The sequence below is a fragment of the Mammaliicoccus sp. P-M59 genome (assembly GCF_022386135.1).
Classification (GTDB): domain Bacteria; phylum Bacillota; class Bacilli; order Staphylococcales; family Staphylococcaceae; genus Mammaliicoccus; species Mammaliicoccus sciuri_A.
The window spans coordinates 1,031,601-1,045,348 of the sequence record NZ_JAJNJJ010000001.1 but is presented as its reverse complement, the minus strand read 5'-3'; the positions used below and the strand labels follow the sequence as shown (position 1 = coordinate 1,045,348).

At 34.8% G+C, this 13,748-nt stretch carries 8 protein-coding genes; all 8 read left to right on the top strand.

Annotation, left to right across the window (positions count from 1 at the left end):
* The first annotated feature begins 112 nt into the window (after nucleotides 1–112).
* From LQ617_RS05020 to LQ617_RS04985, 8 genes are read left to right on the top strand one after another with little or no spacing between them, the layout of a single operon-like run.
* Complete coding sequence (locus LQ617_RS05020; RefSeq protein ID WP_239739734.1) at nucleotides 113–6,034, top strand: phage tail tape measure protein; 5,922 nt, start codon at nucleotides 113–115, stop codon at nucleotides 6,032–6,034.
* A complete protein-coding gene (locus LQ617_RS05015; protein WP_239739732.1) occupies nucleotides 6,034–6,873 on the top strand; it encodes a phage tail domain-containing protein in 840 nt (279 codons plus the stop codon). The genes LQ617_RS05020 and LQ617_RS05015 overlap by 1 nt, the downstream gene beginning before the upstream one ends.
* Before the next feature lie 8 nt (nucleotides 6,874–6,881).
* The gene (locus tag LQ617_RS05010; protein WP_239739731.1) at nucleotides 6,882–8,441 is read left to right on the top strand and encodes a prophage endopeptidase tail family protein; all 1,560 of its coding nucleotides are present in this window, start codon (nucleotides 6,882–6,884) and stop codon (nucleotides 8,439–8,441) included.
* A complete protein-coding gene (locus LQ617_RS05005) occupies nucleotides 8,434–9,072 on the top strand; it encodes a hypothetical protein (RefSeq protein WP_239739730.1) in 639 nt (212 codons plus the stop codon). Before LQ617_RS05010 ends, LQ617_RS05005 begins: the two co-directional genes overlap by 8 nt.
* Nucleotides 9,073–9,132: 60 nt before the next feature.
* Nucleotides 9,133–11,697, top strand: coding sequence for a peptidase G2 autoproteolytic cleavage domain-containing protein (locus LQ617_RS05000; RefSeq protein ID WP_481816968.1), 2,565 nt, complete (start codon nucleotides 9,133–9,135; stop codon nucleotides 11,695–11,697).
* 11 nt (nucleotides 11,698–11,708) lie between these two features.
* Nucleotides 11,709–13,208: a phage baseplate upper protein gene (locus tag LQ617_RS04995; protein WP_239739728.1), complete on the top strand. Its 1,500-nt coding sequence runs from the start codon at nucleotides 11,709–11,711 to the stop codon at nucleotides 13,206–13,208.
* 11 nt (nucleotides 13,209–13,219) lie between these two features.
* Complete coding sequence (locus LQ617_RS04990; protein ID WP_239739727.1) at nucleotides 13,220–13,588, top strand: hypothetical protein; 369 nt, start codon at nucleotides 13,220–13,222, stop codon at nucleotides 13,586–13,588.
* The gene (locus LQ617_RS04985; protein WP_239739726.1) at nucleotides 13,588–13,737 is read left to right on the top strand and encodes an XkdX family protein; all 150 of its coding nucleotides are present in this window, start codon (nucleotides 13,588–13,590) and stop codon (nucleotides 13,735–13,737) included. The genes LQ617_RS04990 and LQ617_RS04985 overlap by 1 nt, the downstream gene beginning before the upstream one ends.
* Nucleotides 13,738–13,748 lie beyond the last annotated feature (11 nt).

The window sequence follows — 13,748 nt, the reverse complement described above, 5'->3', positions numbered from 1 at the left end:
CCACAAACGAATCAGAGAAAAGTCCAGAAAAAGAAACACAGCCTAAACAGGGTGAAGTTATAACCGGTAACGGTCTGAAAGCTTTCTTTGGTGGATAGAAAGGAGGAGTTAAATGTCTAACGAAAAACTTCAGGGTATAACTTTAGAAATGACACTAGACGCTTTAGGTGTTCAAGAAGGTATGAAAGGTCTTAAGAGACAACTTGGCGTGGTCAATAGCGAAATGAAAGCTAACCTATCTGCTTTTGATAAATCCGAACGATCTATGAAGCAATACGAAACAAGATTAGAAGGATTAAACAATAAGTTAACTGTTCAAAAGAAAATGCACGAACAAGCTAAACAAGAATTAGAAGACTTGAATAACAGTTACAAAAAAGCAGGTACAGAAGTAAAAAAAGTTGAAAGTGAACTTTCTAAATTAACCAATGAACATAAAAAGAACGATGACGCTTTAAAGAAATCTAATGATGCCTTAAAATCTTCTAATGCTGAATTAAAGAAAGCTGAATCTCAGTATAAGAGAACAAATACACAAAGAGACAAAGCTTATCAAAGACTTAAGGAATTAAGACAAGCAGAAAAAGATTTAAAGAACTCAGGAGAAGCAACAAGCGCACAGCTTAAAAGAGCAAGTGCTGCAACTCAAAAGCAGAGTCAAAAACATAAAGAACTTGTACAAAGATATAAAGAAGAAGAACAGCAAGTTAAGAAGTTGAAAAATGAGAATAATGTTTTATCGAAGTCTAATGATAAAATCACAACTTCTTACAAAAAGACAGAACAAGAACTAAAGCAGTCACAAACGCAACATAAGAAGTTAAACAAAGAAATTCAAGATTATACTAAAAATCAAGCTGAAGCAATTAAAAAAATTAATAGTGAAAAAACATCACTAAATAATCTTGAAAGAGCGATTGAAAAAACATCAAAAGAAATGAAGTTGTTTAACCGTGAGCAGGCTTTAGCAAATAGTAGTTTTACCAAAACTGCAGAGAAATTTGATAAAATGAGTGATTCATTTGGCAGATTTGGTATGGGCATGCAGTCTATAGGACGTAATATGTCAATGTATGTTACAACTCCTGTGGTTGGAGCTCTAGGTGCTTCTACTAAAGCTGTTATTGACTTTGATAGCGCTATGGCAGGTGTTAATAAAACAGTTGATTTATCTGCATCTGAATACAAAAAGATGTCTAATGATATTGTGAATATGTCTAAAAAACTACCAGTTGCTACAACTGATATTGCTGCAGTTGCTGAAAGCGCAGGTCAATTAGGTATTAAAAAATCTGCTATTTTAGATTTTACAAAAACAGTTATTGACTTAGGAGAATCAACCAACTTAACAAGAGAACAAGCTGCAACTGAATTCGCAAGATTCGCAAACATTGTAGATATGCCACAAAAATCATTCGACAGATTAGGCTCTAGTATCGTTGCTTTAGGTAATACGACTGCTACGACTGAATCAGAAATCATGAGTATGTCTATGCGTATAGCTGCACAAGGTAAACTTGTGAACATGTCTGAATCAGATATCACTGCTTTAGCTGCTACTATGTCTTCATTAGGTATAGAGGCAGAGGCCGGTGGTACAGCGATGACAACTGTCCTTAAAAAGATAGACAAAGCAGTTGGCAAAGGTGGTAAAGAAATCAAAGCCTTTTCAGATGCAAGTGGTGTATCTGCTAAGGAATTTAAAGAACAGTGGGAAAACGATCCTATAAAAGCTTTAGATACATTTATTGGTGGTTTATCCGAATCTAAAAAGGAAGGGAAAAACCTTTCTGAGATACTAGCAGATTTGGGGATTAAAGGTATTCGTGAATCTGACACAATATTACGTATGGCAAACAACCATAAGTTGTTAGGTCAATCTGTTAAAACTTCCGGTAAAGCATGGAAAGAAAATAAAGCGTTAGAGAAAGAGGCTAATCAGCGATATAAAACTATGGCTTCTCAAATACAAGTATTCAAAAATCAATTAGTTGCTTTAGGAATTGATATTGGAAATCATATAGCACCGACAGTTGTTGGAATCACTAAAACATTAGGTAGATGGACTGAAAGTTTTCAAAAGTTACCTAAACCTATGAAATCAGTTAGTATAGGTCTCGGATTAATTGCTGCTGCTACTGGACCTGTTTTACTTGCTACAGGTTTATTAATCCGTGGTATTGGTTCAGCAATGAAAGGATATGCAGGACTTAACAGAGTTATGGCCAAAAACAGTATTGAAGCTGGAGTTAACGCAACTGCACATTCAGCTGCAGGTACTGCTATGATGACGACAAACTCTAAAAATGCAAAAGGCTTAACGCGACTCACTAACATGATAAGTCTTACAGGTAAAAATACTGGCAAGCTAACTACTGTTTTAAAAACGGGTGTAAAAGGTTTAGGTGTATTTGGACTTGCTATAACAGCAGTTGCAGGCGTTCTCACATATGCATATAAGAACATAGATTGGTTTAGAGATGGTGTACAGAACTTAGGTACATTGTTTAAGCAAATAGGAGACAGCTTTGATTGGTCTTGGATTAAGTCGACAGGAGATTGGTTTAAAAAAGCAGGAAGTGCGACAAAAGATTTTGGGACAAAATTATTAGAGTTAAGCCCTTATATGCAATTAGCAAAAGTTTATTTTGGTAAATTAGATGACGCAGTTAGCAAATCATCTGACACTGTAGATATTTATGGTGAAGGAGTTTCTAAAGGCACTAAAAAAGCTTTAAGTAAATATACAGATTTGTCTGAGAAGGCAAGAGTTAAGTTAGAAGAAATTAGAATAAGTCATCAAGTTATTGGTAACGATCAATTTAAAACCGTTTCTGAATTGTATTCTCAAATTAATAAAGAAGTTGAAAGTAAATTAAAAGAGCGACATCAAAAAGAAATCGGAACACTCACTAAACTGTTTAAAGATTCTGATGCTTTAAGTAACAAGAGAGAGTTAGAAATATTAGAGAAGACTAAAAAGTCTAATCAAAAAGAACTCGACAATACTGTTAAAATCAATCAACAGATACAAGATATTTATAAGAAAGCCAAAGATGAAAAACGAGTATTAACTGAAGCAGAAAATCAAAAAATTATTAGTCTTCAAACAAAATTAGATAAACAAGTCACAGGTTCTTTATCTGAGAGTGAAAAAGAACAAAAAGTTATTTTAGAAAGAATGAAAAATAACCAATCTGCACTATCAATTAAAGCTGCTTCAAACGTAATAAAAGAAAGTGCTAAAGCTCGTGACAAGTCTATCGGTGATGCCAAGAAAAAACGTGACGATGTCATCAAATGGGCTATAGAACAAAGAGATGTAACTAAAAATATATCTGCAGATGAAGCGGATAAAATTATAAAAGGTGCAAAAGCAAAGTATAGAGAGTCAGAAAAGAATGCTAAGAAACAACACAAAAAAGTTGTAGAGGAAGCAGAGAAACAAAACAAAGGTGTTAAGACTAACATAGATTCCCAAAATGGTCATGTATTATCTTCTTGGGAAAAAACAAGAAACAAAGTAGGTAAACATGCATCTAGAATGATGGGAACGGCAGTCGGTAGTTTCTTGAAAACATCTAAAGGTGCGACTAAATGGTTAACTAAAACTGCAGGTACTGCACAAAGTAAATTTAAGTCGGTTTCTAAAGATGCAGGTAAATGGCTAGGCAAAACATACATTACTGCAAAAAATAAATTTACTGGCGTTTGGACACAGGGAAAATCTAATTTCGATAAAACGGCCAAAAAAGTTGGAGATAAAACGAAGTCTGCCTACAACTCAACATCTAAATGGTTTGGAAAAACTTATTCAGTTACAAAAGACAAGTTCACTGGTGTTTGGAAACAAGGTAAAGACAAGTTCACTTGGACAGCCAGTAAAGTTGGAGAAAAAACAAAAGCCACTTACAAATCAGCATCTAAATGGTTTGGAAACACATATAAAAATGCAAAATCTAATTTTACAGATATGTGGGGTAGTGCTAGGAAGAACTTTAATAGTATTTCTAGTCATGGATGGAGTAAAGCGAAATCGACATATAAAGGTTTTAAATCATGGTTAGATAGAACATTGAAGTACATCAGAAATATAGGTTCAGATATGGGTAGAGCAGCGGCAGATTTAGGAATTAAAGTTGCTAATAATGCGATTACCGGTCTGAATAGAATGATTAACGGGATCAATAAAATCTCGACTGCAATTACAGGTGAAAGTCTTATTGAATCGATAGACCCTATCCAAAGCGCAGGTACAATTGGTAGAAAACTATCAACGGGTACTACGAGTTCTAGTGTTGCAACTGATTCAGAAGGTGGACTTAAACAAGCTACAATGGCAATCGTGAACGATAAAGGTCCAGGTAATGGCACGGGTGGTTTCACTCAAGAAATCATTGAACGTAAAGATGGTTCGATGTACATGCCAAAAGGTAAAGATGTACCTGTTTTACTTAATCAAGGCGATAAAGTTCATAGTGGCGGTGTAACACAACAGTTAGATCAACTAGGTTTATTACCTAGATTTAGTACAGGTACACCTAAAAAACGATTGGATGAAAGGATATTTGGTGCATTTGGTAGCGCTTTAGGTAGCGCTTCAGGAAAGTTTGGCGTTAAAGTTAGTGAAGCTAAACACGGTATAACTAAAAAAGCTGAAAACGCTATGGAAACGGTTGAGGAAAATGTAAAGTCTGGTGTTTCTAATCTGGGTAAAGGTATTGGCGAAGTAATGGAATGGGCAGAAAAGCCGAAAGAACTTGTAAATGCAGTTATGAAAAAAATGGGCGTTAATTTCGATAACATTCCAGCTTTTACAGGAACATTAGTTCGCGCAGCGTATAAAAAATTAACATCTGGTTTAGTAAATAAAGTCAAAGAAATGTTCGAAGACTTTGGCGGTGGAGGCGGAGATGCGTCTTGGTTACCATGGGATAACGTATGGCAAAGATTTGGTAGTTATACTGGTGGTTTAGCATTTAATGGTGGTAAGCATTACGGTATGGACTTTGGAATGACACCAGGTACTCCTGTGTATGCGGTAAAAGGCGGTAAGGCACGGGTATTCGATGATTTCGGTGGAGGACACTCTGTTGAAATTAAAACAGGTGCTAACGAATGGAACTGGTACATGCATTTATCAAAACAACTTGCTAAAAACGGACAAATGGTAAAAGCTGGTCAAAAGATTGCTTTATCTGGTAACTCAGGTAATTATACAGCAGGTTCAGGTCACCTACATTTCCAACTTATGCGTGGAAGTCATGCAGGGAATGATACTGCTATTAACCCAGAGAAATGGCTACGATCATTGAAAAATGGTGTTATAGGTGGAAGTGGTGCAGCTTATGCTAGAAAAATTATTAAGCAAGCTCAAAATATATTAGGTGGACGCTATAAATCACCTGCTATTACAGAACATATGATGAAACTTGCTAAGCGTGAATCTAACTTTGACCCTAAAGCAGTTAATAATTGGGATAGTAACGCTCAAAGAGGTACACCTTCTAAAGGTATGTTCCAAATGATAGAACCAACATTCAGAGCCAATGCAAAACCAGGTTATACTAATTTTTCTAACCCCTTACACCAAGCTATATCTGACCTACGATACATTGTAAGAACTTATGGTTGGGGAGGTTTCCCTAGAGCAGCAGCTGCAGCTTATGCAAATGGTGGCATTTCTTCTACTCACAAGATAGCTGAAATTAGTGAGAATAATAAAGCGGAAGCAATCGTACCATTAACGAAACGTACAAGGGCCATTCAGTTAACAGAACAAATCATGGATTACTTAGGAATGGATACATTCAACCCTAGAGTAACAGTTAATAATGATACAAGCATGATGGAGAAATTACTGAAACAGCTTGTAGCATTGAACGACAAATCTAACAGACAGACGGATACGATTATTCAGTTGATTAGACAAATACCGCAAGGTACTGATATGAAAAAGTTAGAGCTTATAGTATCCACTTTGCAAGGTAATAGATTGAATAATGCTAATTATACAATTGGAGGTGCTAGATAGTGCTAGAAGACAGATGGATAAAAATAATTACAGAAAAAGGTACTGTTGACGCACAAGACTTATTGCCGGGTTTTATGTTCTCAGAGTTGAGAATGGACTCTCCAGAGGTAGTAAGTAACAATTTAACGATGTCAGGAAAAGACGGAGAAATGCCGGGGCAATTAACCTTTGCCCCTTTTAATATTACAGTTAAATGTGGTTTCGACGGTTGGGATGAATCGGACGCATATTTAGCAGAAATGAAGTTAAGAGAAATCTTTGCGTTACGTGAAAGGTACGTTGTTGTATCTTCTCAAATGCCAAGTGTAAAGTATCCTGTTGAATATATCTCAATTAATCAGAATCTTGAACAAATACCTTTTATTGAATTTGAAGTTAGCTTAAAGGTATACAAAGGCTATTCCGAATCACTATATGAAACAGATGAATATGGCAAAACGTCTGACAAATGGCAGTTCGGCAATGGTTTACTTGTGAATGATGATATCAAGTATAAGCATAATACAACTAGCTTTAGAATATTCAATGGTTCATCTGACACGATTGCACCTTTTCCACATCGACATAAGTTAATCATAAAACTTAATGTCAATGCGCCTAATGGCTTTAAACTGCATAATCGAACGACTGGTGACGTATTTCAATATAAGAAAGCTATTAAATCAAATCAACAAATCATTATCAATGGTATATATCCAACTATTAATGGTAAACGAGTCGGCATAGATACGAATCACGAATGGTTAACACTAGCACCTGGATATAACGATATTGAAATAATCGGAACGGATATAACTGAGCCAACTGCTGAATTTATATTCCCGTTTATTTATAGGTAGGTGATTAAATGGACAATTTAATTATTACCAATAGTGCTAACACATTTTCGGAATTGTTAATTGATTACGATTTATCATCGTTCAAATATGAACGTGAACAAAATGCAAGCCGGTCTATATCGTTTACTGCGTTCAAGACAAGTTACGCACCAGATATCTATGATTTGATACAAAACGAGGCTATTTTATTATGGCGTGGTCAACAATATGTGATTAAAACGACTGATCCAAAAAGTGATAACGTTACATTGACTAACGATGTTGTAGCGCATCATATTATGTATGAATTTCAGAATCACTATATCGACAAAGACTTGGAATCAGAAGAAATGAATAATGACAGTGATGAAGAATTACCAACGCCAACATGGACGCTAGAACAATATTTAGACTTCGGTTTCAAAAGCAATAAGCTAGGTTATTCATATAAGATTGTCGGTAAGTTTGACCAACGTATAGCAATTGATGAAGTTGGCGATAAAAACGGTATAGAATTTCTAGTCGAAGGTGCTGAATTATTTGGTTATATCTTCTATGCTGATAACAAAACAATCTATATATATGACGAAGAAAGTTACGGAAGAACATCTGATGTTGAGTTGATTGGTGGTTATAACGTAGATGAGGCGTCAGTATCGGTTAATACACAAGAACAGAAAACGGTCATAAAAGGTTATGGCAAGAAGAAGTCAACTTCAGAAACAAAGAATTACAGTCCGTTTAAACCACCTAGCTTAACTTACAATGGCACGTTCTTCAAAGAGGGTACTTGGCGTACACAAGTAGTTGGTGCAAGTTATGAGAAACGTTTTGAGTGTAAATGGGGCAACGAAACACTTACATGGTCACTTAAAAAGTTATCTCGTGGAGGTCTATTAGATGTTTACTTAGATAATGAATTGATTGGTCGCTATAGTTGTTATAGCCATACAGCACGTTCTGAACAAATTGTGATTGCTCGTAATTTAAGTAAGGGTTGGCATACATTCAAAGCAGTACATCGTGGTGCAGACCCTAACGTGAAAGAGTACAAAACAGCGCCAACAATGTATGTTGGTACTGAAAAGTCTACAACGTTAAACTTAACAGCAGTGTTGAAGGGCGAGGACTTATATCATGTGAGCGATACTTATTACTCACCTTACTATGATAAGAACAACCCTAAACAAGCTGCAACAATCTATGATGATAATATTCTTGATAAAGCAGAATTACGCAAAAAACTAATTCAAGAATTAAATGACGAGCCAGTTGTCGAGTTATCTACTAACTATTTAGATACCGAACAAATCAATGAACGTGATCTAGTTTATTTTAAACATACTGGATTAGGTTTTGACACGATGTTGAAAGTCATCAAGATAACAGAATCACACCCATTATTAAACTTACCAGTTGAAGTAGATTTCAGTAATAAGAAAACAGACATTATCAAAATACAACAAACAATTAATAAGCGTATAAAAAACGTAGACAAACAAATCAAGTCGGGTACACTAGGTGGCTCGACTTTTGTTATGCCTAAAATAGCATCCGATTCATTTGGGAGTGTGTTAATCAATGAATGAACCAACAGACTTTAAATATCCATTAGATGAATACGGTGAACCGTATTTCGCTGGAAGTCATGTGGACGCAATAACAGGAATGCAAGATATAAAAGATAGACTTGATAAAGCGGAATCAGATATTAGTAATAATTCATCTAGCAGTAATACCGATATTCAAAATATTAATACGAGACTAGATACAGCCGAAGCAAACATTCAAACTAATAGTGAAAAGCAAGTGAACTTAGAAAACGCTTTAGAAGGTTATATGGGCACAACAGATTGGGTTTCATATGCTAATAGTGTAGCAAGTGGTGTAGATGCAGATGTGATGTATACCAGTAACAACGGTCTAAAATGTGCATTAAAAGAAGTAAGAATAGGTATAGAAGGTGTTACACCAGTTGTAAGGTATAAGACAATAGCTTATAACTTGAGAGGTTTTAAATTAGGGGAACAAGTAGCTCGATTACCTTCTGGTTTTATAAAAAACGCTCAATTATTCCCAGCGTTTGGTAGTGGTAGTATGAGTAGTTATCGTATAGAAATAATGCCTAACGGAAAGATGACGATACTTGGTGGCACAAACGACAAAACATTATCATCAAGCAGTTATTGGGTGTACGGACAACATACTTGGATAGAATAAAAAGGAGTGATTAATTTGAAATTTAATTTACCTATTGAAATAGGTCAAAAGTTTAGAAAAATGGTTATTGAAAACTTTAGATATATTGATTATAAATTTAATCAATATAGGGACATATTCAATAATCATAAAAGTGATAAACATGCACATGATGCTAAGAACATTGACTATAAACTAACTAACGTATCAGATCATTTAGACTATCAACGTAGTCGAATAGAACGATTAGTATTAGGACATAATGGTGATGGTATACAAGAGTTAACAGATAGCCATGTAGCAATTGATAGTACACCGTTCAACGTATTGTCGGAACGTTTGTATTATGACTTTAATAAGATTAATCAGACAATGGAAAGTAATTACAATACACTCAATAAAAAGATTGAACGTATCATTAATGTTAATGATTTCGGTGCTGACCCAACTGGTCAAGAAGATAGTACAGAGGCATTTAAAAAAGCGTTTGGTAATGGTGGACGTCACATTCACATGACAGAAGGAACTTATATTGTAAGTGGTTTGAAATTACCTAGTAACACAATTTTAAGTGGTGAAGGTAAAGAACAAACAATTATTAAACTATCAGATAACGCACCAGCAGAAAACATTGTTATTACAAACTTAGATATGAATGGTGTAGCAGAAAATATCGGTATTGAAGGTTTTTCAGTAGACGGTAATAGAAATAGACAGGGTGGTGCTTTAAAACCAGCAGGTGGTTCTCTTTCATCTAACGTAAGATTTGCAGGTGTAAAAAAAGGTTTTATCAAGAATATCAAATCATTTAACGCACTATTACATGGTATTGATGTCACGTATGCAAGCGATGAGTATTCATATGCTGGCGACGGTGTTAGAGTTCCTAGACATTTAGAATCAGAATACATTTGGATAGATAACTGTGAATCAACAGGGTTTGGTGATGACGGTATTACAACACATCACAGTAGATACTTATTCATAAGTAATTCATATGCACACCACCCATTTAATGGTGGAGGTAACAATAACGGTATTGAAATTGACGACGGTTCTCAATATGTTTATCTAGATAACAATATCACCGAAGAAAACTTTGGTGGACTTGAAATCAAAGGACATGAACCAACAAGTTCAGCATCTCATGTATTTGTTAATAATCATATTTCCATTAATGACAATAGATCATATAACATTAGACATATTGGACACCATAAAGCGAGTGATAAACAATCTAAAACAGCGTATGATGTTATGTTAAACAACTGTACAGCAGTGACACCATATAAAAATGAAATTTATCCAGGTTCAACACCTCGTGCAATGGTTATATCAGCATTTAGAAATGTTCAAATTAATAATTTTACTGCAATTGGTGACGGTACATTCACAGCAGGTCAACCTGTTATTGCTATTCAGTACAGAGCAGAAAACGTTACATTTAATGGTTTGAATATAAGAGGGTTTAAAAATGCAAGTGCTGATGTTCAAATATACGGTGGTGCTAATAGACCTAAGAAAATAACGATTAGCAATTTCAATATTATAGATTCATCTAGTAACAAAGGTATAGCCAATGGTTCTAGAGTATATGATACAAAAATCATTGGTGGAAATATGCAAGGTCAAGGTACTGGTACGGCTATATTTAGTTATAACAATAACACTGAAATTATCGGAGTTATGGCAGAAAAGTATGCAAACCAAGCTGATTTAGCAGGTAAGTTGTATAAAACTATGCCTACTGTTGCTAAGGGTGGCTTGAGTGCAGGTACTACTGGTGGTGGTGCAATTGCTCGACGTTCGGCAGCAATAGCAAGCACTGGTGGTTCATATGCACACAGTGACCGTTCATGGATAGCTGGAGTTGGTGCAAATTCACAAGCATATGGTTCACGTAGTGCAGTTATTAACTCGCTTGAATCTGAAACATTACCTGGTGCATATTGTCAAACGATTGTAAATAGTCGTGGTGTTAAATCGCCTGGTAACTATCATCTCTTATTAGGTTATGGTCTAAATGGTGCTGATTATGCAAATACAACAATTGATATGAGTTCAACAAGTGGAAATATTAAAACGAAAGGTACAGTATCATCTGGACAAAACTTTGGTGACTATGCAGAGTATTTTGAAAGTCAATCGGGACAAGCAATACCTAACGGTACAATCGTCACATTAGATGGGCGTAAGGTTAGAAAAGCACAAATAGGTGATATTCCAATCGGCGTTATCTCAGGTACAGCAGGTGTCATTTTAGGTGACCAAATGTTCCACCATAAAGACAAGTTCTTAAAAGATGAATTTGGTGTAACATTCACAGAATGGCAAACGAAAGAATGGCAAGATGATGAAGGTAATTGGTATTCAGAAGAAGTTGAAATTCCTATCCTTAATCCAGATTACGTTGAATACGAAGATGACTATATCCCACGTTCAGAACGACCAGAGTGGAATGTTGTAGGTTTAGTTGGTCAAGTATTCACGAGATTTAAAGGCGAGTTAAAACCTAATGACTATATCAAATCTGATAATGGCGTAGGCGTACGTGATAATGTGAACGGTCATTATAGAGTATTAGAAATCACAACACCATACGATAGCGAAAAAGGATATGGCGTAGCAGTCGTATTAGTAAAATAAGGAGTGATGACATGGCAAATGGTATAGATAAAAAAGCCTTATTTAGATTAAAAGCAGAACCATATTTGAAACCAATCTCTGATTTGGGGGTTGGTTTTTATAATTTAGATGAAAATACTGCAAAGATTGAATTTCAGTTGTATAACGCAAAAGGCACTTTGCAAATAAGTGAAAACAATATTGATGCTTACGCTTATTTTGAGTCTGCAAATGGTAGTGTATCGGATGTAATCGATTTAGAAGTATTAGATGGCTTAAATGGTATTGTCGGTATTACACTTGATAAAGAGTTCTTACAAGCCAGTACCGATACAAAAGTAAAAGGTCAAGTATATGTTGGTGTAAATAACGCTGATAATGACCCTAAAAATAATGAAGTTGCAGTATTTAGAGAATTTACTTTTGAAGTAGCAGACGCACTGATTAACAAAATATCATCATTTACGAAGATTGAATATATAAGAATGTTTGATCAGTTAAAAGCTAGAATATTACAACGTGTGGAAGATATAGAACAAGCCATTGCGAACGGCGCTGATTATGTAACTGAAATGAGATTAGTTAAAGACCAAGCGATTACACAAATCAATCAAACTGTAACTGACGGAAAAAATTATATTGATGAAGTTGTTAATCAATACAATCAAGATGTTTACACAATAAAGTCAACTGCTATAAATGATGTCAATACATCTAAAAATGATGCGATTTCATCAATAAATAATATTACCGAACAAAGTACAAACAATGTTGAGAATGTAACAAATACTGCTATCGAACATGTTGATGATAAGTTGAACGAATTTAATCAAGCTATTCTTGATAACGAATTTGTTAAACCAGAAGGGTTAAATGATAAATTAAGTAGTTTAACGTGGCAAAAGTACAAGCTAACACAAGATGATGGGAAACCAACATTCTATACAGATATTGATCCTTTAACTTTACCACCTGGTCAATATCAAATTTCTTACATGAGGAAGAACCCATTTAATAACAATGGTTCAGCAATGTATAATGTCGATATATTACAGGGCATTGATAACACAAAACAGGTAATTGCTGTTCTAAGTTATACAGGACAAGTATTCATAAAGAATGTTCATAAAGGTACAGATTTGGGATGGAAAGAATTAACTAAAACTCAAACAGATACAGGTTGGATTCCTTTTAATTTAATCAATGGTGGTAATTCTAATGTTCAATTTAAAAACGAAATAGACAATGGTTTTGATTGTGCATATAGAATCACAACTAACGGTTCAGTTACAAGAAAAACCATACGATTAAATGGGGCAAATTTAGTTAACAATCAATTAATCGCTCAATTGCCACAAAATTTATTCAAAAATGTACACTCTTTTCCAATAAGGACACCAATAAAATCAAATTACGCAGGAGGATATATTACCGGTAAACCTAGTGGCGAAGTTTATTTCTTTGTCAATGGCGATGTGTCCGCATGGACCGAAACACGCTACATTTACGGAGAGTATTCTTGGACAGATTAGGAGGAAATTATATGTTTAAACAAGTATATCTTTTTGACGGTACACCTTACTTAGCATATTTAAACGACGAGGGTGAATACGTTTATCCAAACGATGAATATACAGAAGTAGCACCACCAGAAGGAATTTATCAACCGTTCTACTATGACGGTAATGAATGGATAGGTACTAGTAAAGAAGATTGGGAAAGTAATCAGTCAAAACCACCTATCGAACCTAAAGTGTTAGAAATGATGGTATCTCAGTTACAAATGCAAGTCATGATTGGTAATAAAAAGACAAAAGAACTTGAAGATAAATTGAAGATTACCGAAAAGACTTTAGCAGAAACAGTGATGAAAGTTACAGAACTAGAAAACGAATACGGAGGTAATGCCTAATGTTTCCACCATTTGAAAGTATAAAATATTTTTATGATATCAATTGTTATACAAATGAAGATATTAAAATTTATTACGATTACGGTTGTATAACTAAAGAACAATACAAAGAAATCACAGGGGAAGATTTCCCACAAGGCACTGATTAATTTCAGTGTCT